Origin of the sequence: Paenibacillus sp. FSL P4-0127, assembly GCF_038007325.1 — a bacterium.
In the GTDB taxonomy this organism is placed as follows: Bacteria; Bacillota; Bacilli; order Paenibacillales; family Paenibacillaceae; genus Fontibacillus; species Fontibacillus macerans.
Genome location: NZ_JBBOWY010000001.1, coordinates 516,078 through 539,208 on the forward strand (window position 1 = coordinate 516,078; position 23,131 = coordinate 539,208).

The 23,131-nt window shown below is 50.0% G+C and carries 23 protein-coding genes and 2 pseudogenes; 7 read left to right on the forward strand and 18 right to left on the reverse strand.

Features of this window, described 5'->3' with window-relative positions:
- Positions 1-20: 20 nt before the first annotated feature.
- The 10 genes from NYE74_RS02130 to NYE74_RS02175 form a co-directional block, all read right to left on the reverse strand.
- Complete coding sequence (locus NYE74_RS02130; RefSeq protein WP_036627113.1) at positions 21-317, reverse strand: Imm3 family immunity protein; 297 nt, start codon at positions 315-317, stop codon at positions 21-23.
- 228 nt (positions 318-545) lie between these two features.
- Positions 546-992, reverse strand: a complete 447-nt coding sequence (locus NYE74_RS02135) for a hypothetical protein (protein ID WP_124333543.1) — start codon at positions 990-992, stop codon at positions 546-548.
- 142 nt (positions 993-1,134) lie between these two features.
- Positions 1,135-2,022 carry an Imm3 family immunity protein gene (locus NYE74_RS02140; protein WP_170180055.1) on the reverse strand — a complete coding sequence of 296 codons (888 nt, stop codon included), beginning with the start codon at positions 2,020-2,022 and terminating at the stop codon, positions 1,135-1,137.
- Positions 2,023-2,224: 202 nt separating this feature from the next.
- Positions 2,225-2,743, reverse strand: a complete 519-nt coding sequence (locus NYE74_RS02145) for an SUKH-4 family immunity protein (protein ID WP_124333541.1) — start codon at positions 2,741-2,743, stop codon at positions 2,225-2,227.
- 11 nt (positions 2,744-2,754) lie between these two features.
- Entirely contained in the window at positions 2,755-5,310 is a 2,556-nt protein-coding gene (locus NYE74_RS02150) for a nucleic acid/nucleotide deaminase domain-containing protein (protein WP_155619675.1), read from the reverse strand.
- A gap of 24 nt (positions 5,311-5,334) precedes the next feature.
- A complete protein-coding gene (locus NYE74_RS02155) occupies positions 5,335-5,736 on the reverse strand; it encodes a DUF4280 domain-containing protein (RefSeq protein WP_128635263.1) in 402 nt (133 codons plus the stop codon).
- A gap of 32 nt (positions 5,737-5,768) precedes the next feature.
- Positions 5,769-6,293 carry an imm11 family protein gene (locus tag NYE74_RS02160; RefSeq protein ID WP_128631028.1) on the reverse strand — a complete coding sequence of 175 codons (525 nt, stop codon included), beginning with the start codon at positions 6,291-6,293 and terminating at the stop codon, positions 5,769-5,771.
- Positions 6,294-6,309: 16 nt separating this feature from the next.
- Positions 6,310-6,939, reverse strand: coding sequence for a hypothetical protein (locus NYE74_RS02165; protein ID WP_155619674.1), 630 nt, complete (start codon positions 6,937-6,939; stop codon positions 6,310-6,312).
- Positions 6,936-8,348 (reverse strand): phage baseplate assembly protein V, encoded by a 1,413-nt coding sequence (locus NYE74_RS02170; RefSeq protein ID WP_155619673.1) that lies wholly within the window; start codon positions 8,346-8,348, stop codon positions 6,936-6,938. Before NYE74_RS02170 ends, NYE74_RS02165 begins: the two co-directional genes overlap by 4 nt.
- Positions 8,345-8,944, reverse strand: coding sequence for a hypothetical protein (locus NYE74_RS02175; protein ID WP_155619672.1), 600 nt, complete (start codon positions 8,942-8,944; stop codon positions 8,345-8,347). Before NYE74_RS02175 ends, NYE74_RS02170 begins: the two co-directional genes overlap by 4 nt.
- A gap of 577 nt (positions 8,945-9,521) precedes the next feature.
- Between NYE74_RS02175 and NYE74_RS02180 the strand changes: the two genes are divergently transcribed.
- Together NYE74_RS02180 and NYE74_RS02185 are read left to right on the forward strand one after the other, a co-directional pair.
- Positions 9,522-9,701, forward strand: coding sequence for a CopG family transcriptional regulator (locus NYE74_RS02180; RefSeq protein WP_155619671.1), 180 nt, complete (start codon positions 9,522-9,524; stop codon positions 9,699-9,701).
- Positions 9,702-9,843: 142 nt separating this feature from the next.
- On the forward strand, positions 9,844-10,020 hold the full coding sequence (locus tag NYE74_RS02185) for a hypothetical protein (RefSeq protein ID WP_196427474.1): 177 nt from the start codon (positions 9,844-9,846) through the stop codon (positions 10,018-10,020).
- 89 nt (positions 10,021-10,109) lie between these two features.
- Here the strand turns inward: NYE74_RS02185 and NYE74_RS02190 are convergent, their stop codons facing one another.
- Positions 10,110-10,871, reverse strand: a complete 762-nt coding sequence (locus NYE74_RS02190; RefSeq protein WP_155619670.1) for an SIMPL domain-containing protein — start codon at positions 10,869-10,871, stop codon at positions 10,110-10,112.
- Positions 10,872-11,158: 287 nt separating this feature from the next.
- On the opposite strand from NYE74_RS02190, the gene NYE74_RS02195 reads away from it, so the two are divergent.
- On the forward strand, positions 11,159-12,277 hold the full coding sequence (locus tag NYE74_RS02195; RefSeq protein WP_036623922.1) for an IS110 family transposase: 1,119 nt from the start codon (positions 11,159-11,161) through the stop codon (positions 12,275-12,277).
- A 718-nt stretch (positions 12,278-12,995) separates the two neighbouring features.
- Here the strand turns inward: NYE74_RS02195 and NYE74_RS02200 are convergent.
- The 7 genes and pseudogenes from NYE74_RS02200 to NYE74_RS33235 all read right to left on the reverse strand — a co-directional run.
- Positions 12,996-13,265, reverse strand: coding sequence for an HPr family phosphocarrier protein (locus tag NYE74_RS02200; protein ID WP_036627138.1), 270 nt, complete (start codon positions 13,263-13,265; stop codon positions 12,996-12,998).
- 106 nt (positions 13,266-13,371) lie between these two features.
- Positions 13,372-14,301, reverse strand: coding sequence for a DNA-binding protein WhiA (whiA, locus tag NYE74_RS02205; RefSeq protein ID WP_036627140.1), 930 nt, complete (start codon positions 14,299-14,301; stop codon positions 13,372-13,374).
- Between the two features lie 5 nt (positions 14,302-14,306).
- Positions 14,307-15,251 (reverse strand): gluconeogenesis factor YvcK family protein, encoded by a 945-nt coding sequence (locus tag NYE74_RS02210; RefSeq protein WP_051985939.1) that lies wholly within the window; start codon positions 15,249-15,251, stop codon positions 14,307-14,309.
- Positions 15,252-15,341: 90 nt separating this feature from the next.
- Positions 15,342-16,235 (reverse strand): RNase adapter RapZ, encoded by an 894-nt coding sequence (gene rapZ / locus NYE74_RS02215; protein ID WP_036627142.1) that lies wholly within the window; start codon positions 16,233-16,235, stop codon positions 15,342-15,344.
- Between the two features lie 72 nt (positions 16,236-16,307).
- Positions 16,308-17,258, reverse strand: coding sequence for an ROK family glucokinase (locus NYE74_RS02220; protein WP_036627146.1), 951 nt, complete (start codon positions 17,256-17,258; stop codon positions 16,308-16,310).
- A 574-nt stretch (positions 17,259-17,832) separates the two neighbouring features.
- Positions 17,833-18,474: pseudogene (locus NYE74_RS33230) on the reverse strand (PAS domain-containing protein); the annotation flags it as partial.
- Positions 18,475-18,483: 9 nt separating this feature from the next.
- Positions 18,484-19,161, reverse strand: a pseudogene (locus NYE74_RS33235) (DUF438 domain-containing protein); the annotation flags it as partial.
- 189 nt (positions 19,162-19,350) lie between these two features.
- On the opposite strand from NYE74_RS33235, the gene NYE74_RS02230 reads away from it, so the two are divergent.
- Genes NYE74_RS02230 through NYE74_RS02245 form a run of 4 tightly spaced genes read left to right on the forward strand, consistent with a single transcriptional unit; the run spans position 19,351 to position 23,131 of the window.
- Entirely contained in the window at positions 19,351-20,028 is a 678-nt protein-coding gene (locus tag NYE74_RS02230; protein WP_036627150.1) for a response regulator transcription factor, read from the forward strand.
- A complete protein-coding gene (locus NYE74_RS02235) occupies positions 20,025-21,443 on the forward strand; it encodes a sensor histidine kinase (RefSeq protein ID WP_051985796.1) in 1,419 nt (472 codons plus the stop codon). The genes NYE74_RS02230 and NYE74_RS02235 overlap by 4 nt, the downstream gene beginning before the upstream one ends.
- Before the next feature lie 60 nt (positions 21,444-21,503).
- The gene (locus NYE74_RS02240) at positions 21,504-22,418 is read left to right on the forward strand and encodes an ABC transporter ATP-binding protein (RefSeq protein ID WP_036627151.1); all 915 of its coding nucleotides are present in this window, start codon (positions 21,504-21,506) and stop codon (positions 22,416-22,418) included.
- Positions 22,415-23,131, forward strand: a complete 717-nt coding sequence (locus NYE74_RS02245; protein WP_036627152.1) for an ABC transporter permease — start codon at positions 22,415-22,417, stop codon at positions 23,129-23,131. The genes NYE74_RS02240 and NYE74_RS02245 overlap by 4 nt, the downstream gene beginning before the upstream one ends.

Here is a 23,131-nt window from a genome sequence, read left to right on the forward strand (position 1 = left end):
AACCTGAACTTTTCGTGTAATCAGTCTTGATATTGGATACTCGATAGTTCTTGTTCTAAAGAGTCATAGTCTATTTCGTTTAAATATTGTAACAAGTAGTCTTTTGATTTATAAAATACATAAGGTTGCTTTAATACCAGTTCACAATATCTTATTAATACCGTAGCTTTTTCAAGGTCCCCCTTACTCATGATTAACTCAAGATCCTCGTATGTTTTGGCCAATGCCTCAAGATTACTCAAATTTTTATCTTTATACTCTTGAAAAGTCTCATCAAATAAATCGGTTATTTCTTCATAAGTTAACTTTTGACTCATGGACACCGCCCCTTTTGCTATTATTTGAAGAAAAAATCCGTACTATCATTTGTTTTCTAAAATGTAAAAAGGCTTATTCTTCAAAAAAGCTCATTCCTAACTTGTAGTCAAGTCGGAATGAGCCTTTGATCCATGGAAATATCCTCAAGTAATTTCGCTTCGTCGTTGCCTTGCTTAGAAAGTGACCAAACACACTAAATGTTTTTTGGTTCAACTTATATAGACACTTTATGCATCCTGTTTATGATAATTTATTGCTATCCCAGTATCCCCACCTTTTGGATCAAAATATGATAATATCTCACCCCAAGTATAATCATATTTTATACATGCCAGCTTTCTTTCAGTTGGTTCACCTAATTGATTCATTAACCATTCATCATGACTTTTTCTTTTTAATTCTATTTTATCTTCTGACCAATTGTCATAAGAATTTTTTAGTTTGGGGTCGGCATTTTTCAACTCAATAGATGATATACATTTCTTTTTAAATACAATTCTCAACCACAATTGTAATCCATCAATAATTTGTGGATTTTTAAAATTATATCTTTCAATATCTCCATTGACATAGCTATTTACTTCAGATGAAAATATATTTATAAAACTTCCGCTACTCATTCCATGAAATATCTCTTTATTGTTAATGATTATTTTCCCTTCATCTAGTCCCATCGTTCTCCTCCTATTATTATTTTAATTCTTCTAGCAACTCCTCCTTGTTGTTCAAGTTTACAATATTATTCTCTTCATCAATTTTGTACTATTATGTCGATCAAATTACTCATCTACTTCACCTTCCAATAAAAAAGGAGGTTTATAACCCTCTAGCAGTTAAACTGATACATTCTCCATCTTCACAAGATATCCTATATGAAGTTAAATTTCCTTGAAACTCAAGTTTTTTACCACAACGAGGACAGACAATATCATTATTTCCTTTTTCACAAAAATCTTTGACTGCTTTATACAATACATGGCGTTCAGCCTTTGTTGTTTTTTTCTTACTAGTATCCATAATAGTTTGATTGCCCAAAATCTTATTAATACGCTCGGTTAGTTGCTTTTTTTCTACTTGAAGAAGTTGATCTTTTGTATCGTTAATATTGAAACTTTTTATTTCTGCAAGAATTTCCTCTGGAATTATAAAAAAATGCGATATGAGTAGCTCTCCCAAAGTTGTATATACAATCATTTTTTCGCTGAGAGTATTATTGCAATCACGATTAAACCGACTAAATATATCTCTTATAATTTGTTCTACATTCATATCATTACGTTTAATATCTAAAAAATATCGATTCACCTCTTCTACTAATTCTTCATAATACCATCTTGCTAAACGACAAGTATCTAGCGGCATTCTGTTGATTTTTTCTATAACATCATTGAATTTAGACTGTAATTCATCGTATTGCTCTACAGTGAGCTTCTGCTCTTGCTTAATTGTCATAAAATCTATACTATTTAACTTTTCTAATAGATTGTCCCTTGTATTAACCAACACCCTTGATTGTTCGGAAACAATTAGTTGACCATAAAAAATAAGAATAATGGCTTTCTCAGTTTCACTACGATACATTAAGCCCTCAAAGTCATACAAAGTTCTTGCAATTGCTTCAACCGTACTTAGTTTATCTTCATTTTTGTAATCATCATAACATTCATTGATTTCGGTAATGTAGTCTTCATACAAAATCTTCATCATTTATCCTCCATTGACTTAATCAATTTTCTGCTATACCCGGTCCTCCAATTTATAAAGCAAAGAAAGCTACAGTGAGCACTTGTACTCTACTGCAGCTTATTTTTGGGTAATCTAAATCAACTTACTTTTTGCACTGGAATTCTTCCTCGTTTACAAACTATTTATGCATTGTCCCCGCCATAAAGTTTGATGCTTTAAACTACAGGAAGCCAATTTCATATGGAAATAAATATTGATCCCAGTAACTGCCCTCCGCTAATGCTTCAGGCTCAATTAAAACAAACTTTTCTTTCATTCTAGAAACTGCTGCCATCATTTCTTCTTCTTCGTACGCTTTTACTTTATAAAACTCTGAACGGCAAATTTGCTCAAAAATAATATAATTACGAATAGATGAATTAATGTATACTACATTACTACCATCAAGAATAACAAACTCATCCGTCTCACATTTAATACAATAATAGTCACTTATATCTTTTTGCTTCCCAACAATGATATACTTTTCATTGTTTATAATTTTTTCATCAAAATTTGTACTATCATAGAAATAATGATTTATTCCATTTTTTTTCAATATTTCTTCATTAGGTAAACCTACATCTGTTAGAAATGATATAGTTTCGTTAGAAAGACCAAATTTTTGAAGGCTATTTTCCTCATATTTTATAAATTCATCTTCCCAGAATTCTCTGATAACTTGATTAGATACCAACATTCAATACCACCCTACTTTTTCGTATTTTGTTGTAAAAAATGCTCTTTAAATTTCTCCTTTATGTCATTTATCATTTGCTTTCTGCTTTGAACAGCCTCTTCTTTAGTAGCAAAAGGATAGGTATAGCTCTTCTCAGCGTTTGGATAATTTTCAAAAATAAGTTTTGAACAGTTATGACCTTTTAGATTACAAAAATCTCTTTCTGAATATATTCTTTTAACTTGTGAAGGATCAATTCCTTCGCTTTGAAGATATTCATGTAGAACTCTTTCGGAATGACGCCCTTCAATGAATTTTCCATCAACTACTTTCCCTTCACTATTGGCTATTTTAGAAGTTAAATTCCCGTTGTTATCAATATATTCAAATATAGCATAGTTTTTAGCACTCTTATCGCCCTTTGCTATCCTTTCCTCAATAATCTTTCGGGATAGATCACTTTCTCCATACTTCACTTGTGATACAACATTAGCTTGCCCCCCAGCAACTCTATTCGGCCCTTCCTCCACATCCGGTTTACGATTATTATTAACCTCCAACTCCTCGATAGGAGTCGGCCTGTTCAATGTAGCCGTATTAGGCTTAATTCCCTTTTGGAAAAGACCTTGTACAGCGTTCTTAATAGGCTTGAAGAGTACTAACGCGCCGGAGAACATAGCGCCATAAGCGCCAGCATTTAATGCCCCCGATAAAGTTGGCCGACGTCCATTGATGGATTCCGTCAATACATAGTCAGTATATCCACTGGCAAAACCGGTAGCAAGCATGCCTGTATATGCACTCGTTAGCTGACTTGCCGTCATCGGAGCCAAACTAGATGTAGCCCCACCAATAGGTCCAAAAAGTCCCCCGGTTATGGCTCCGACAATCCCCCCGGTTACCGCACTCCTGAGGTAGGTAGCGCCGCTGCTTAGTTCGCCGCGGGCCAAGTCGCCGATGGCGGTTGCACCCACGGCCGCAATGGCTCCGCAAGCCGCGCCCATTAATATGGCTCCGGCGACTCCACCGGTCACCACAGTAGCGGCGACCACCAAAGCGACGACCACGACAACGGCCACGGCGGCCAAAACTGTATCGAAGAGGCCCCAGCCCTTCTTTTCTTGCTTCTGCGGCGTATAGGTCTGAATATCGTCATCATATTTGGAATAGGTTGTCCGGTCAGCTCCAACCAATTTGACCTGGCTTCCCAATACATGGTACTCGCTTTCCAGCGTAAACCCGCTCTGCTTGCTTAATTTTTTGGCCAAAATCATGTTGGTCGTCCGGAAGACAACTCGTTTGGGCGTATATAGCGAAATCTCCTCACCGGCGTTCATCATAAGCTTCCGATGGCTCGTCAGGGTGACGCCTGCCGCGTCGTCAAAGCTAATCTTTAACGGCTCTTTGGAGCCGCTCACGATATTGATCGCGGTCGGCGTCATTTCAAGCTCGCTGCCATGTTCGGTGCCAAAGTAGCGGTTTTGCGGATTCCCCGTTTTGCTGCAGTCCTCTCCATTGGTACGCACACACCCGGTGACTTTCGCCTTACTTCCGGCATCATCCGGAAAGTAAAGACTGGCCGTCGTGCCCTTCTGGGGCATCGAATACATCACATTCCCCGTCGGTGGAGCAAAAGGAAACCAATACGCCGCGGCCGGCGGCTGCTTTTCATCGATTTCCAGATGCAGCTTGACCTGCTGCCCTTTGACATCGAGCACCTTGCCGTTCAGCGAGACGCCAACCAGTTGACGATTCCATATCCGGTTTTGACGAATGCCCTCGCTTCTCGATAACCGGTAAGTATAGACCAGTTGGCCTTGATCCATCCCGGCTTTTATTTCGCTGATCACCAGCGGTTTCTCGCGAAAAAGAACCTCATCGCCAATCGAGTAACGCTCCCCCGTTCTTACCTCATAAGTAAAAAAATCCGTAAAATGCAACGGGGATGCCCCCGCCGCCATAGCCTCCTGATAGGCGAACAAATCTTTGCTTGCCGTATACGGCAAATCATCCGGAAGCCGAAGGCTGTTCCTGCTGGGCACCCCGATGTAAAGCCGCGGTTTGGCTTCGGAAATATCACTGAACAAAACCGTCTCAAAATGACTCGCCATCCGTTTCAGAAACTCCCAATCCGTCTCGTCATACTGGACAATAGGTTGGCCGATAGGTTCTTTATCGCCGATCAATTGAATCACATCGGACCCGGCATAACCTTTCAACACATTTCGTACAAGCTCGCCGTAGGTCATCCGGGAATCCTGAAAAGACCTGCGCCGCTTCTGGACATCCAGTTGGCTTGTGCCGGAAACGGCCTCCACCTCGACCACATAAACCCCGTTATGATGCTTGGTCTGCACGGCGGAGATCAGGCCGCTAAAAATTTTGCCCTCCCCCGATTCCTGACTTGCAAAAACCTCAATCCGATCATCCGCAGAGGCTTTGAGCACCGCATTCGTCTGATCCTGGTCATCGGCAACACCGCAGATAAACAACCGCCCATGCTCATTGGGCTTCCATTGCATTTGAATATCTTGAACGATCTTAATCCGGTACGGCGATGCTACTCTTAGGCTTTCATACCCTACCATATCCACTAGCCCCCGATCGCATAACTAATCCTTTTCCTGTTGGCCGCTGCTGTTAAACCGGATCACCCCGCCTAATGAGCAGTGTAATTCCGACTCCGTAGTCAACGCTGGTTTCCCATCGACCTTGGCCTGCTCTTTGGTTTTCTCCCATTTACTGCCGTCCAATAGAGCAAATTTACAGGGCTTTCCCTGGATTTCTTTGCCCTCCATCGAGATCAAATAAACGGTCTCACCGCTCTGATTCTCCGGACTGTCGCATGTCCCGAAGCTCGAAATATTCACCTCGGGAACGCAGTCCGCTTCATTCATCATCGGCTTGTCGTTAACAAAGGCCCCATGACTTTGCGGTAAATTCAACCTTCGGACATGCGAACCGCATTCGCAAAAAATTTTCGCGCCGCGAACCGCATATTCGTACTTATCCATCATTTCTCGCCCCTTTCACACCTGTATTTAGTTCACTCTACGGCAACCTTCTTCAAGCTGACCCCGACCAAATCCCGTCGCATGATACTCTCTGCTACATCCAAACGGACAATGATCAGAGGTTTCTCGCTTTCCCGTACACGGAAAATGCGTTTCTTCACCACCTTATCGCTTTGAAGCACCAGCTTCTTGATCACGCTGCGATCCGCATTAAATTCACTACGCGGACTTAGCGCTTCCACTTCCTCAAAAAAAGGCAGAAAGTACAGGGTCTGCTTGCCATTAAAATGATCCATCAGCGGAATATGCTTGAACATGCAATCCGGCTCGTACATGGCAATCAGCTTCTTCAATGGCTCTGACACCAGAAAGAGCTGATCGCTGAGCAGATCCGGGTACTCGGTCTCGGAAGTGGCCTTCACCTGAAAGATGGTCGTATCCGCGATGTGGTGGGCTTGCAAACGATTCATATGGCGGATATCGATTTTTTGCCGAATATGTTGTAAGACGGGTACATCAGCATAACGTTCATCCTGTTGCATCACAAAGAAATCCATGGCTTGCCTCCTCCCATCACGGCTCCTCCGCGATCCCTGCTGGTCCTGCTTCCGGCTGCCCGTAAATGACCTCGCTGCGATCCCGATATTCTCCCGCAAAAATGCAAAGATTTGGCTTCTTCGCCAGCAGCTTGTAGCCTTCACAATCGAGAACGGCCGGAACCATACTTCGCATAAACTCGATAGCGACCAGATGATAACGCTCCGCTTCCATTTGCAAAATCCGCTCAATGTCCATTGACGATACTTTCCGGGCATAGCTTGATTTGAGCTGGTCCAGCTCCCGCATTCTTTGAAATAATGGAGCGAAAATGAACTCGGCCTGCCAGTTCAAAGAACACTCTACCGGATCAAAAAACCAGCGTTCATCATAAAGGTCGATCCGGTAGTCAGCCTGATGCTCCTTTACACTTGTACGCAGCAAAGAAAGGTAGATAAACTGGATTTCTCCCTTCACTCCCGTATCTTGAAACCCGGCGCCCTTTCGGCAAACCGCGTCCATGACGCCGGCGAATCCCGCTTTAATGGAGTCTTGATTTTGAATAAAGGTCTCTGAAATCGTCTCCAAGTCTCCCTGCCAACGATCCAGCACATGATTCTCCAAAAACAAACCCAGCGCCTCTTCACGGCTCATGACCGAACTCATTTGATATTCACCCGGCCCCCGGTAAACGTCACCTCGTCCTCCACTTTCAGCGACGTGTTCCCTTGAATGAATTCAATACCCGACTCCCCTTGAATCAGAATCTTGGCGCCGCCGGTGATTTCGATATCCTCCATGGCCGTTAGCGAAATTTTCTTGTCGCTGTTAATTTCAATCCCGCCTTCGTCGGTGAGCCTCATCAACAGCTGGCCTCCGCCGATAATTTCAACCGCACCGGGTTTAAATACAATTTCTTTTCCGTATTTGGTGCTGATGCTCTTCACCGCCGGATCGCTTCGTTTCTGCGGATTTGCCGAATCCGTATCGACCGAGCTTGCGGCAAAAGCATGTTTCTCCTGCTCATCCGGAAAATAAAGCCGCACTTCATCCCCTACTTCCGGCATGCAATACCAGCCGCTCCCGTCCGGCGAGGAATACACCGTGGAATACGCAAACCACATGGCTTCACTTACCGGCTGATCCTGATCGATATGCAGCTTCACTTTCACTTTATCTTTGGCCACGTCAAGGATCGTCCCGAATAACGACGTTCCCGCAAGCGCATAAGGATATTCCGTGCGGCAGCGTAAGCCTTTGGCATCTTTTAAATCATATAAACTGCTCAGCACACCGTTCTCCAGCTTCGTCTCCACCCGGCCGACATACCATGTCCGCCCCTGAAACGTTACGGCATCGCCTAATTCCAACAGCTTGTGGCTGGCTACCGTGTAACTGATGCTGTTTTGCTCCGAAATATCCCCAACACCGTTCTCGGACTTCAGTTTGTAATCTTGCAAATCTTTTTTCATGGAGTAGTTATATTCATCCAGCTTCCGGGGATTATCGCCACCCGGCACTCCCACATACAGCTTGACGCCGGGCTGGGAGCTGACCGGAACCAGAGGAGCATGAAAATTCGAAGCCAATCTCCGCAAAAACGCCCAATCGGTCTCTTGATATTGAACCAGCAGGTCGTCGATGGTTTTGCCTTGAGACGCTTCATCGATGAGGTCCGAATCGGGATAGCTTGCGATCAAGCGGTGGAATAAACTTTTATAAGTTAACGTTTTGTTCTGAAAAGATCGAGTCTGCTTGCGAATGTCCATCAGGGCTGAGAGACTATGCGCCTCTATGGTAATGCTTCTTACGCCCCGAGTGGCCTGAACGGAAATATTCGTAATGACCCCGTAAAACAGCGGGATCGGTTTGTCCTGATCCTGAACCGCCACCTGAATGGTATCGCTGGCCTCCGCTTGTTCTATGTACTTATCCTTCAGGTCTTCGGAAATAATGCCGCTGAGGAGCAGCTTCCCATGGTCGTTCATCGGTTTATGGATGACGAGTTCCGTAATTCTCTCGAACTTGTAATGGGACACCACGATATGGGCCGACGTATAAACCGTTTCACTCATACTTGCGCCACTCCCTCATCCTCCGCCTTGACCGTAATGCTGCGAATAGCCTGATATGCGATATCTCGCCAATCCGGGTAGTCCTCATATCGGCAGCAAAAAGTTCCCATCAGGATCTTGCCGGCAAATTCCAGGAAATACATGATATTAAACAGGGCACCGTCAATCACCATATTTTTGAACTCAAAGTATCCCAACGTTTTTCCGTTAACGGTCTCTACCCCGCTGTTATAGAAAATATGGGAAGGATTCGATTTTTGAATCATCGTTTTCATGTCCGCTGTGAGCTCTTCGACCATCTCATCCTTGAAGTCAATTTCGACCCGATTCAGCGTAAAGTTTACGGCCCCCGCCTCATCGCTTCTTATAATTTCGGGCCGCTGCTCATACGGATACTTGATGGAGCGGAATTCCTTGGGCATCTCTTCAAAGTCAGCAGGAAGGTAGAGGGAAAGTTTATCCTCATAATAAGACTGCAACGTAAATTCATAATACCGCTTGCCGATTTTTACCGGTCCCTCCATAATCGAGCGGGGAACCATGGATTGCTCTACTTCATTGATAAGCTGGGTAATCTTCTCATCCATAAACGACATCCCTTTTCCTCCTTCTGCTTCCGAAGCATCAATTTTGTGAAATTAGTCCATCTATCCCTATATTTCGGAAATATCCTTAGGTAAATTAACCCAGACTCCTACAAAAAGCCCCAAATAGTAAAAAATCACCGTGACCGACGAAGCTTCCGCTTCGGGGTCAGAGTGATTTAGACTTTCTATATGGGTTCCGATCTTTTTTGAAATTCTACAGACGGAGTACGAATAAAATCTTAGCCTTGACAAAGCTGCAAACCACTGCGGCCTATTTATTTCGCCCTTTCAGACATTTCCCGAATCATTCGTTTAATTGCATTTCATACATTTATTTTCTCATTTTTAGCCTCAGTCTTCGAAAGATAGCGGAGTAACTGCAGGTTTTACACTTAATCAGGCGCTGTGGCAGCAATCCGGATAAGTAACTGTACATTTTGCAACTATTCCATTCAACCATGGACCAAGAAAGAATGGACGGTTGTTTTTTTGTCATAAAATTTTCCAATAAATATTTAAAATCAAGTTGACAACTCGTAGCTACAGATCTGTATTTATCTTGTAGCTACGAATTGGAGGTGATATGTTGGTAGCTAAAAAGAAACCGGGGCCGAAAACGGACAATCCTATGGATACTATGCTGCGTGTTCGGGTAGATAAGATTACACTAGAAAAACTAGATGACAGCGCAAAAGAATTAAATACTTCACGTTCAGAAATCATCCAAAAAGGTATCCATAAGATCCATGACGACCTCAAAAAATAAAAGGAAGCGGCGCACTCTCGACAAAGAACCACGCCACTTCCCGCCTGCAATCACCTAAAAGGCAGACTGCATAAATATCCTATCATGTGCAGTCGGTCCTTTCAAGGAATTGTAAATATAAGAAACTGAAAGGGTGACGTATATGAAAAGCATTTTGGAAGAACTTTTTGACGGGAATAAAAACCCGGCTGAACTAATCATTCCAAGAAATCCCCAAGCGGATTCCATGTTCGCCGAAGCGTCCTTTGTATACGGTTTTATACTTGCCTTATGGATCATGATTGAAGTGACGACCGGAGAGACGGAGCTTGTGCGTTAGTAAGATTAAAGCCTGCATATACCAAGAGATTTGCATAAAGCGGAGCCGCCTCCGTCAAACACACGGAGGCGGCTCCAGCTATCGCAGCCTTACTTCATCTCATAAACCACGTTAACCGTCGTCCGCAACTCGATTTCTCCTGCTTCTACGGGTGTGCTTCCCGCGCTGTCCATGGCAACCTCGTTAACCGCCTTGTACTGCACCGAAATGCTCGGCATGCTGGCGTTTTCCAGGCTAATGCTTACCGCCTGGCCCAACGTGCGGCCGGCCGCTTTGGTAAGGATGCCCGCTTTCCGGCCCGCATCGGCCATCGCCTTTTGGATAACTTGCTCTTCGTATTGCTCCGGTTTCTCGGCGCCAAAGCGGATATCGTCGATTTGATTGGCCCCCGCAGCGGAAGCCGCATCCAAGAGTTCTCCCACCTTATCCAGATTGCGGTAGGTCACATCCAGCGAATAACGGGCCGTATACCCGTTGATGGATTCCGCTCCTGTTTTATCGTTATACGTATAATCGGGGCGGACCGAGAATTGACCGGTTTTGATATCTTTTTCATTAATGCCCCAAGTTTCCTTAAGCAGTTTGGTCAGCTTGGCCGCTTTCTCGCCGTTCGTTTTCTGCGCTTCCTGGGCCGTTTTCGCTTTGGTGACCACACCGATGGACAAATAAGCCACATCCGGCTTCACGGTAATCTCGCCTTTTCCTTGAACGCTGACTACGTTGGTTTGAAAATTGCTCTCGGCGGCAGTGGCCGTTCCGACCACCCCCCATGAACCGTTGACGTATGCTCCTCCCATCAGCAGGGAACCGGCAATCAAAATGGACGCGGCAGGCTTTAACCACATTTTCATAACTCATGACCTCCAATGTTGGTGGATTTTAACTACTAAACGCACCCCGTGGACAAATGTTGCAGCAAATGAGAATAACCGTCAGATAAATTTCGCTCCGGCGGTCCTTTGATTTGAAAACCCTTACTTTAGCGGATATAGGCGCAGCTCCTTTAAACGAGGCCATCACTCTAGCTATGATGAACGTAAACAAAAGACAGCCCTCCATATTGCTACATCTCGTAGGTTAAAATGGATAGTGAAAACCAAACCATTTCAGAGCTACATAGCAAAGGAGAGCTGATACTATGCAGTCTACCACAAAATTCGTCGGTTTAGATGTATCCAAAGAAAAAATTTCGGTTGCTATTGCAGATGCAAGCGGTGAAACTCCTCGCTATTACGGGAGCATTCCTCACACCCCGGCGGCGCTGCGCAAGCTGATCAAAGAACTGGGACCGGCCGAAACGCTATCGTTTTGTTATGAGGCAGGTCCGACAGGTTACGAAACCTATCGCTGGATCACCTCCATGGGAGCCCATTGCGTTGTCATTGCTCCGTCGCTTATTCCCAAACGCCCTGGTGATCACGTGAAGACGGATCGACGGGACGCCGAGCAGCTTGCCCGTCTGTTTCGTGCAGGAGAATTGACTCCTGTCTACGTCCCGGAGCGGGAAGACGAGGCTTTGCGGGAGTTGGTTCGCGCCCGGGAGGCCGCCAAAGAGGACGCGCATCGGGCACGCCAGCGGATATTGAAGTTCCTGCTCCGCCATCAAATCGAACCGCCGGCTACGATAAAGCGTCGTTGGACCCGGAAGTACCGTTCCTGGCTGGAGCAACTGACATTCCCTTATGAGCCCATGCAAGTAGCCTTCGACGAGATGCTCCATACCTTAAATGAGATCGAGCAGCGGATGGGGCGTTTGGAAAAAGCCTTGGTTCAGCAAGCCACGGTCGGCTCCAAGGCAACTCTGATTCGGGTGCTTCAGTCCCTGCGTGGGATTGGACTACTGACGGCCGTCACTCTAGCTGCTGAGATCGGTTCATTTACTCGCTTCCGCTCCCCGGCCCAACTCATGGCGTATTTAGGGTTGGTTCCTCGTGAGAGTTCAACCGGCCTGAGTACTCGGCGCGGAAGTATGACCAAAGCCGGTAACGGGCGCTTGCGCCGATCCTTGGTGGAATCCGCCTGGAGCTACCGTCATCGGCCTGCGGTGAAAGGAGATCTCGCCAAGCGTTTGGATGGCATGCCGGCCGATATACAACTGTTGTCGTGGAAAGCGCAAGAAAGATTGCATTACAAATACCGTCATCTCATTTTTGGAAAGAACAAACACAAAAATGTGGCCGTAGGCGCGGTGGCCAGGGAGCTAACCGGGTTCATATGGGCTGTTGCTCGAACGGTGGAACAACCGGTGGCTAACTAACGCCCCTTCCGTCCCCTTTGGGGAGACGCAGGGAGCGTTGCCCCCTGCACCCCCACACTCGCCGTGAGGCGTTCCTCATTTCCAATGAGGAATAGGAAAAGTGTTGATTTGAACCTAACCGCTTGTCAAGAAAAGCGCTTGACAAGCTCACGCCTGAGCACGAGGCCCGGGAGCAAACGAAGGTTCCGGGAGAGAATTTGCGTCAACCGTTTGCACTAGGTGAGTAACTGAACGTGCGCTTCTAGCTTGCAAGAGCTCTCCTTGACGAAGGCATAACATGTGGTACCAACCCACGGATAGCAGCGTGCCGACCGTCGCTCGCATTTTTGCTCTCGCGCCACGTGCTCAGGCACCTCTCACACGGAGGGCTTGACAAAAACGTTCATAGCAACGGTTGTGATTGCCGTTATTTCGTCAAAACGTAGGAGAAAACAAATTTAACGGTTGCAGCAGAGCTTATTTTGCCTTTTTGCTTTGGATTCGAGCCTTTTTTGCCCAAATAAGCGTGATTACAACCGTTAGAAATTGAAATCCCGTTTTTTCGGCTAAATAAGCCCGATTACAACCGTTAGCGACATACTATAAAAGATCCGGGATGCAGGGCCGCCGCTAGCTCCAAACGAATGGATTGGCCCACTGCTTTTTGTGCTAACAAAAAAAGGATGAATCCACTTCACGAAGCGGAACCATCCTTTTGTTTCCGATGAAAATCCGGTGATTACTGGTTCTCCAATTCCTCTTTGCTGACCAAATTGATTAAAGCGTTTGCAGCCTGTTCTGCATCCGCGCCTTCCGCACTAATGTAAATTTCAGTACCGGTGCTGATGGCCAGACTCATAATCCCCATAATGCTCTTGGCATTCACTTTTTTATCGTCTTTTTCAACGAAAATTTCCGAAGAATATTTATTCGCTTCCTGAACGAAAAGCGCAGCCGGCCGAGCGTGCAGTCCCGTTTTCAATCGAACGGTAACCGGGTTTCTAACCATGAAAACTTACCCCCTATACGAATTCAATCATCAGTTACAAATTCGTGGTCATTATAATTTATATCATTATATCATACACAACGTGCTACACACTAGCAAAACCGCTTTAGCCCCCGCGAATTTTTTCCGCCAGCTCGTCGATTTTGCGCAGCCGGTGGTTCACCCCGGACTTGCTGACCGTTCCCTTCAGCAGCTCGCCCACTTCTTTCAAATTCATGTCGGGATGGGCCAAGCGGATCTCGGCGACTTCGCGCAGCTTATCCGGCAAATTCTCCAGGCCTACTTCCTTTTGCAGCAGCTTGATGTTGTCGATCTGACGGACGGCGGCGCCGATCGTTTTGTTCAGATTCGCCGTTTCGCAATTGACGATACGGTTGACCGAGTTGCGCATGTCGCGCATGATCCGCACATCTTCAAACTTGAACAGCGCCTGGTGAGCCCCGATGATGTTCAGCAGCTCGATGATCTTCTCGCCTTCCTTGATGTACAGGATAAAACCTTTTTTGCGCTCGATGCAGCGCGCGTTCAAATGGAACTCGTTGGCCAGCTCGACCAGGGCTTTGCAGTGTTCCTCATACATCGAGGAGATCTCCAGATGGTAGGAGGAGCCTTCCGGGTTGTTTACCGAACCGCCGGCCATAAACGCGCCGCGCAAATAAGCCCGCTTACAACAGTTTTTCCGGGTGAGCTCCGGATTAATCCCCGGCGTGAAAACAAATCCTTCGGAAACGATTTTCAGTTCCTTCAAAATTTCTTCCACTCGCCCGGGGATCCGCACGATGTACACATTATTTTTCTTGAGACGCATTTTTTTGCGCACGAGCAGTTCGGTGTGAATCTGAAAATGCTTCTTGAGCAAAGAATAAATCCGCCTTGCGATCGCGGCGTTTTCGGTCGAGATGTCCAGCACGACCTTTTTGTTGGAGACCTGGACCGAACCGTTCATCCGGATCAGCGCCGATAACTCGGCCTGCTCGCAGCAAGCGGAGGCTTCGACCATGGTCAGCTCTTTTTTGGTTTGCGCCGCAAATGACAAGGGACTCACCTCTTTCGCAAAATCCAGTCTTGGACCAGTTGATATATATGATGGCTTAATTTGTCGGCATCATGCCGCAAATACCGGCGGAACAACACCAGCGTGTCCGCGATGACCTTATAGCCTTGACCGGTGACGTTGTCCCAGTCGACCTGCACCGGTTTAGCCCCTTTCTCGGCGTAAAAATCCTGCACCTGCGCCGGAATCTCCCCGTCGTTTACGATGACATAATCGAATAAGTGCTTCCCGACATGATTGTAGACCGCCTGCAGATGATCGCTCACCGTATAATCGTCCGTTTCCCCCGGCTGGGTCATGACGTTGCATATAAATATTTTGATCGCCGATGTGTTTTCCAATACCGCCTCCGCCAGCTTCGGCACGAGCAGATTCGGAATAATGCTGGTGTACAAGCTTCCCGGTCCAATCAAAATAGCGTCCGCCTCCCGGATCGCTTCGACCGCCTCAGGCAGCGGCTCCACTTCCTCCGGCTCCAGAAAAATACGCTTGATTTTCCCCCGAACCTCGGGAATTTTCGATTCGCCGGTGACGATCGAACCGTCCTCCATCTCCGCATGCAGCACGACGGCCTGGCCGGCGGCAGGCAGCACGCGCCCGCGGACGGCGAATACGCGGCTGAGCTCGCGCACGGCCGTCACGAAATCGCCGGATATGTCCGTAATCGCCGCTAGAATCAAATTGCCCAGGCTGTGCCCGGCTAGTCCCGAACCGGCCGCAAACCGGTAGTTCAGCATATCCGACAGCAGCGGTTCAACGTCGGCCAGCGCCGTCAGCACGTTGCGAATGTCGCCCGGAGGCGGCATCTGCAGTTCGCTTCTAAGAATTCCCGAGCTGCCCCCATCGTCGGCTACGGTTACGATAGCCGTGATATCGAGCGGTTTCTCTTTCAATCCGCGAAGCATGACGGATAAACCGGTTCCCCCGCCCATCACGACGATCCGCGGAACCCTTTCTTCCTTGGCCCGATGTATCACTAATGGTTCACCTCTTAACTTGAGTCCACGCCAGTGGGAGCTCTCTTAATGCCGATCCCGTCCTTCGTCCCGGTGGCTCACGCGAACCGATTCCGTTTCACTGGTTCCGAGCATCCGGCCCAAATATTCGGCGATCGCCACCGAACGGTGTTTGCCGCCGGTGCAGCCGATCGCGATGATGACCTGGCTTTTGCCCTCTTTGTGGTATTGCGGCATAAGGAAATGCAGCATATCGAGCAGCTTGCTCAAAAACTGCTGCGTCTCCGGCCACTTCATAACATATTCATATACGTCGCTGTCTCGTCCCGTGTGTGGGCGAAGCTGCTCAATGTAATGCGGATTGGGCAAAAAGCGAACGTCGAATACCAGGTCGGCGTCAATCGGGATGCCGTATTTAAATCCAAACGAAGTAATATTGACGGATAAGTTGCTGCTCTCCAAATGGGAGAATCGGGAAATGATCTTCTCCTTCAGCTGGGCCGGCTTCATGTTGCTGGTATCGATCACCTGGGTGGCCGACATCCGCAGCTCATGCAGCATCTTGCGCTCCAGCTTGATCCCGTCGAGCGGCATGCCTTCCGGCGCCAGCGGGTGACGGCGGCGGCTCTCCTTGTATCTTTGGACGAGAACCGAATCGGTGGCATCCAGAAACAGGATTTCGCACTTGATGGTGAAGTGGTTTTTAATGTAACCGAGCGACTCTTCAAGCGCCGTAAAAAATTCCCGCCCGCGCAAGTCGATCACAAGCGCTACCTTGGCGATTTTCCCTTTGGATTGCTCAATCAATTCGGCGAATTTGGGAATCAGTACCGGAGGCAGATTGTCTACGCAGAAAAAACCGAGATCCTCCAAACTCCGTACGGCAAGCGACTTCCCCGCACCCGACATGCCCGTAATAATGATCAGGTTGGCAACTGGACTCGTTTCAATATCCGGCATCGTTATTCCCTCCCGCAAATTCTCCATATCCTAAAGTCCTGAAATCTATATCGGCTTAACAACCAAATCCGCTTATGAACGCAGGAACAGGCCGGCGGCGCCAACCATGCCGGCATCGTTCCCCAAGGTGGCAGGGACGATTCTCACGCCCCGCTGCACCGGCTCCGGCGTCAGCTTGGCGAACACGCTGCGGATTTCGTTAAACAGAATATCGCCCGCCTTGGACACCCCGCCGCCGATGATAAACAGCTCCGGATTAAGCACCACGGCCACCGCCGCCAGCGATTTGCCCAGATAGAAAGCGGCGCGGTTGACGATGCGGATCGCCGCTTCGTCGCCGGCCTTGGCCGCGTCAAACACGTCCTTGGCCATGATGTTCTCCACCTGCGCCAGCGAGGTGCGGTCGCCGCGGGCTACGGCGTCCTTGGCCATGCGAATGATGCCGGTCGCCGAGGAGACCGTCTCCAGGCAGCCCATTTGGCCGCAGCCGCAGCCGATCGCTTCCAGGTCGGGAACGACCGACATATGACCCAGCTCGCCGGCCATGCCGGAGAAGCCTTGATAAATTTTACCGTCGATGATGATGCCGCCGCCGACGCCGGTTCCCAGCGTATAGCAGACGCAGTTGTCGACGCCTTTCCCCGCGCCGCCCCAGGCTTCGCCCAGCGCCGCCACGTTGGCGTCGTTGTCTATTTTGATCGGCTTGCCCAATCGCTGTTCCAAAATCTCGCGAATATGGAAATCTCTCAAACCTACATTCGGCGCCAGAATAATGATGCCTTCGCGGACGTTCGTAAACCCGGCGACCCCTGCGCCGACGCCGGCCACTTGATCCCAGGAGAACGGAGACTGCTCCACGACCAGCCGGACATAACGCTCAATGTTGTTTACGATCGTATCGGCGCCCTTTTCGGTTTCCGTCGGGCCTTCATAGGTATGAAGGAGCTGTCCTTCTTCATTGCAAATGCCGACTTTTATGGCCGTACCGCCCAGGTCGACACCAATGTAGATTTTTTCAGACATTTCACAAGCCACCTTTATCATAAATAATATGCTGCCAGAACAACGGGTACGCGCATGCCGCCCCGTAGTATACTCCTACGTACCAACTATAAGCGAACCCTTCCTTTCGGTCAAGTGAAGGCAAGAAACGCCAAACCCCTGTCGAGACAAGGGATTCCGGTGTGACATAACTCATGGAAACCGAGTAACGCACCTAAGAAAACTCCTCCCAAAAATATAAGTACCAAAAATGTCGTTATTCCGCCAATATCCCCGTTCAATGAGAAATAAAGGAAATTTATGCCGCTATTTTCCCGAATCGCAAGGAAATACCCGCGTTCCGGACCATTCTTAGGAAAATAAGGGCAAAAAATGCCGCTAATGGGGGTGGACAAACCTGCCTCTGGATAATAAGTACATAAAATGTCGCTATTTTTGAAGGCCGATGTTTCACCCTAACAAGAACCGGCCGCTCCTCCACAAAAACGCAGGCCGCATGCTCCCCTCCAAGCAAAAAGCCCCGGCATTCGCGAAGGCGCGAACATCAGGGGCTTCACCGTCAAGCTATTTATGAACAAACTTTACCCGAGACGGGTCAGGACAAAATCCGTTTTTGCCCTTCCAAAGCGCGGATCGGGGCGATGTTTTGCGTAAACTCCAACGTGCCCAGGTAACGGCCGTCCTCGCTTCTCACCGCAAAATACCGGATATAGACGAACTTGTCTTTGACCGGAATCCAAAAATCCTCGACGTCCTTACGGCCGGCCTTGAAATCCTCCAGCAGCTGGTTGACCACATGCACGCTTTGCGGCGGATGGCAGTTCTGCACGGTGCGGCCGATCACGGCTTTGGTCCGGGCGAAGATGCGCTCTTTACCGTGGGAAAAGTACCGGACCACGTCGTTCTCGTCGATAAACGTCAGGTCAACCGGCAAATGGTTCATCACCGCTTCCAGCTGCTCCATGGACAGGATGCCGGTGTCGAATTTGACGTACCCTTGCGGTACGCCATGCCCCTGCTCCGCCAACGCGCCGCCCTCCAGACCGCCTTCCCCGGCATCGCCGTTACCGGACTCCAGCGTTACCCTTTCCGGGACCCATTCCTGCTCGGGCGCCGTCAAACAATACCCGATCACATCGCTTTCCCGGGCGATTTTGACCCACTCGTCTTCGGTCAGCTTCTCCAGAGCCATCGGGAGCAAAATATTTTCTTCCTTAAAGATCATCTCATTTACTTCCGTGATGATCCGCTCCAGGTCGATGCAAACCGTTTCTTTATCGGCATCGGCGAACCCGTTCTTATCGGCGCTTCCGCTGGCCAGCTTGGCTTTGGTTTCCTTGATCATGGCGCGGATGCCGTCGTCGACGCCCCACATCACCTTGGTCGGCCCGTAAATCCCGTACTTCTCAAGATAGGGGAACAGCAGATTTTCCTTGCGGCTGTAATGTTTGTCCAGGTCCAACAGCAGGTTTAAATCGTCCAGCAGCTTAAAAACGAGCTCCTCCTTATCCTCCTTGCGGAATTTATCGAGATGGAGCCGCAGCTTGAAATTGACCAGCCGTTCAACCTCGCGGTTTTCCAGCTTGAAGGTATGCACCGGGTGCCCGGGCTGCTCCTCCGGCTTCGCCGAACGGTGGATTTCCTCGATCGAGCCCTTGAAAATCGCCGTATGCACCGAGCAAAGGCGCTGCACCTCCGCCACCGGAATGCCTTCTTCCTCCATCAAGGCGTGCTCCAGCGCCGATATTTCCGCGACTGTCACGTCGCCGACCGCCTCTTCAAACCGCGCCTTCACCTCATCCACGCTTTTCCCCTGATGCAGCTCTTTAATGATTTGCTTCAGCAGTTCCTGGCGGCGGCGCTGCTCCGGCTCGCCATCCCCCCGGTTTGCGCCGTATTCCCGGTTGTTGATCAACTCGCTCATCTCCGGTTCCTCCTCTTTTTTTATTTAGATCAGCTTGGCTGTTTCAAATTTTAGTGATAAACATTCTCACAACTAAAAAGTAACACGAGGCCATACCGGGTCTTGTGATTCCGATCACAAACTTCAAGGGATTTCGCGCTGTTTCTTTTTTGAAGCGATTTTGCCACAATAGAGACAGGAGGGGTTTTGATGCCAAATGTCAATTTGTTATACATAGAAGACGATATCGAAATCGGAGAGTGGGTCAGCCAAAACCTGCGGGAGCGGGGCTTTAAAGTCACTTGGCTAACTAACGGGGAGGGGGCGGTGGAGCAAGCCGCGGACTGCCAGCTCGTCATTCTCGACGTCATGCTGCCGGGGCTCGACGGCTTCACCGTCGGCAGCCGGATCAAAGAACGGTTCCCGAACCTGCCGGTGCTGATGTTGTCCGCGCGCACCTCGATCGACGACAAGCTGCAGGGGCTGCGGTTCGCGGACGATTACTTGACCAAGCCGTTCCACCCGGACGAGCTGGCCGCCCGGATCGAGGTACTGCTGCGCCGCAGCGGCAGCCCGGCCGAAGAAACGCTGCAGATCAAACATCTGCTCGTGTATGAAAAAGAAAATCGGATCATCAACGAGGACAACGGCGAAGAAATCGTTCTTACCGGCAAGCAGTTTCACATTTTCACCTACCTGCTGCGCCATCTCGGGCAGATTATGACCAAGGAACAAATTTACGAAGCTGTCTGGGGCGAGCCGTATTTCGATGGAGATAAAACGCTGATGGTCCATATCCGCCACCTGCGCGAGAAGCTGGAACGCGACCCGGCCAATCCCGAAGTCATCGAGACGGTCCGCGGCATCGGCTACCGGGTGAGAGCATGAAGCTGCGCCCCGTCCGAAAATACCGGAAATCGCTGCTTACCGGTTACGTCCTGATCTTGATGATGGCGTTAGTTCTTATCCCCGTTCTCATTCCGATCAGCTTTTTCGCTTCCTGGGGCGTCAACATTTTGCTGTACCCCCCGCAAACCGGCGATACCACGCGCCCCTATTACGGCAGCGGGCTTGATATTGAAACGGCCTGGCACAAGGAAGCGGCAGCGCTGCGGGCTGCCGGCCCGGAGACGATCGACGCCCGGCTCAAAGCATGGAAAGGGCAGTATCCGGACGCCGCGCTGTATTGGGTGGATTCATCCGGAACAACCCGGCTGCAAGTCCCCAAGCAAGCAAATGTGCCGGCAAAGTGGACGCTGGAAGATGCGATCGCCTTTATGAAAAAGCGGGTCAATGCCGACCCGTTTACCGTTGTGGCCTTTATTGGCGGGGACGAGCGGGCGAACCAGGGATTTATGGTGTTCGAGCTCCCGCGCAAATTCATGACCAGGGACATTTCGGACCGGAACGACGGACGGTTTTACGGCGCGTTCCTCGGAATCATGCTGGCCTGTTTCGTGCTGCTGTCGTATTTGTTTTTTCGCAATATCCGCAAAAGACTGCTGCGCCTGGAAGCCGGCATGACGTACCCCGGGCCCTCCGGGCTGCCGTCCCCGGTCAAGGAAGGACGGCCGGACGAAATCGGGCGGCTCGAGCAGGCCTTCAACCATATGGTCTACGAGCTTCAGGACAGCCGCCAGCGGGAGCGCGAAGAAGAGGAGCTGCGCAAAAACCTGATCAGCCAGTTGTCCCACGATTTGCGGACACCGTTGACCGTGCTGGGGGGGCATCTGTACACGCTGCGCAAAGAGCCTTTGACGGAACAAGGCCGGCAATCGCTGGCTCTGATGGAAGCCAAACTAGGCGACCTGTCCGGCCTGATGGATCATTTGCTGTCTTACAGCCTGCTTTCTTCGGGCAGGTACGCCATGTCGCCGGAAAAACTCGACGTGCTGCGGCTCGTGCGGGAAAGCGCGGCGGCCTGGTATCCGCTTTGGGAAAAAGAAGGCATCGCCGCCGACATCGAGCTGCCGGATCAGCCTTTATATTGGAACATCGACGCTCAGGGCTTCCGCCGCGTCCTGGATAACCTGTTCCAGAACCTGGTGCGGTACGCCCGCTCCGGCGGTTATGTCGGCATCTCCTTGCAGCCGCGCGGGGAGGCCATCGCCCTGGCGATCAGCGACCGCGGCCCCGGCATGAACGCCGATTCGCCCTCCGGAGGGGCCGGTCTCGGCCTGCAGATCGTCGACCTGCTGCTCCGGGAAATGGGCCTGGCGCGGGAGACGGAGTCTTCGAGCGCGGGCACGCGCGTATACATTTTTCCCGGCCGGCCGCTTCCGCAACATTTAAACAAAACTTAAACTTGCCCCACCTTCCCGTTTAAACTCATCGCGGTATCATGTTTCCCGAGGTGATAAATCGTGAATGAACTGATCATTCAAACGGAAGGTTTAACGAAAAAATACCGCGGCCGCGCCGCGGTGGACGATTTAAGTCTGAAAATCGCCAAAGGCGACATCTACGGTTTCCTTGGGCCCAACGGGGCCGGGAAAACGACGACGATCCGGATGCTCCTCGGGCTGATCCAGCCGACGGCCGGGACGATCCGCATGTTCGGCAAAGACCTGCGCAAAGACAAACTGGCTATTTTGCGCAAGATCGGGTCTCTGGTGGAATCGCCGTCCTATTACGGGCATTTGAGCGCGATCGACAATCTGGAAGCGATCCGCCGCATTCTCGAGGTGCCGAAATCGCGCATCGACGAAGTGCTCGACATCGTCTCGCTGCGCGGCGAAGCGCGCCGCCCGGTCAAGGGCTTCTCGCTCGGCATGAAGCAGCGGCTTGGCATCGCCGCCGCCCTGCTGGGCAGCCCCGAGCTGCTTATTTTGGACGAGCCGACGAATGGCCTTGACCCGACCGGGATCCACGAAATCCGCGAGCTGATCAAAAACATGCCGAAGCAGTACGGCATCACCGTGCTCGTCTCCAGCCACCTGCTCGGGGAAATGGAGCTGATGGCGAATACGGTCGGCATTATCCGTCAGGGCCAGATGGTGTTCCAGGACACGATCGACAACCTGCGCCTCACTGCGGCGCACGATATGGAGCTGGTCGTCTCCGAGCCCGATGCGGCCCTGTGGATCGCCCGCGATTTGGGGACGGTCGGGAAACTACAGGACGGTACGCTCAAGTTCCCCGGCCTGGCTGACGCGCAGGTCGCCCGTTTGGTGAAAGCCCTGGTGGAGAACGGGCACGCCGTCTACCGGGTCGAGCAAAAGAAAAAGTCCCTGGAGGACATCTTCATGCGGATCGTCGGGGAGGGGAGCTCCCTATGATGCTGCGCGCATTGTCGGCGGACTTTCTGAAAATCCGCCGCAAAGGCATATGGTTCCTGATCTTTCTCGCCCCGCTCGGGCTCGTAGCCATGCAGGCGCTGAATTTCGGACTCCGCTTCGACTATTTGATGAAGAGGTACGCCGACGACCCTTGGGGAGGACTGTTAAAAAACATTTCCGGGTTCGTCCCGATCGCCCTGTTTCTCGGCTGCACGCTGGTCAGTTCCCTGGTGGCGAATGTCGAGCATCAACTAAGCTCCTGGAAACAGCTGCTGGCTTTGCCGATTTCCCGCACGGCCGTATTCGGCGCCAAGTTCCTGCTCTGTTTGCTGCTGCTGTCCGTTTCCTGCATTTTGCTGCCGATCGCCACGATAATCCTCGGCCTTGTTTTTGGCTTCGCCCTGAATGGAATACCTCTGGCGGATTTGGCGCGGATCGGGTTTTTCCCGCTGTTCGCCGCGCTGCCCTTGCTCGCATTGCAGCTCTGGCTTTCGCTCACTTACCGCAACCCGTCGCTGCCCGTATCGCTTGGCGTGGTCCTGTCGCTCGTATCCCCGTTTACGCTGGACCTGTCCGAGTGGTTCCCGCTCAACTGGCCGGTGTTCGGGTATCTTGGTCCGCATCGCGAATGGTTCGTGGCGCTAGGCATCGCCGTCGGCGCGGTGATTTTGCTGGCCGGACTCGTTCATTTCAACCGAAAGGATGTGGATTGA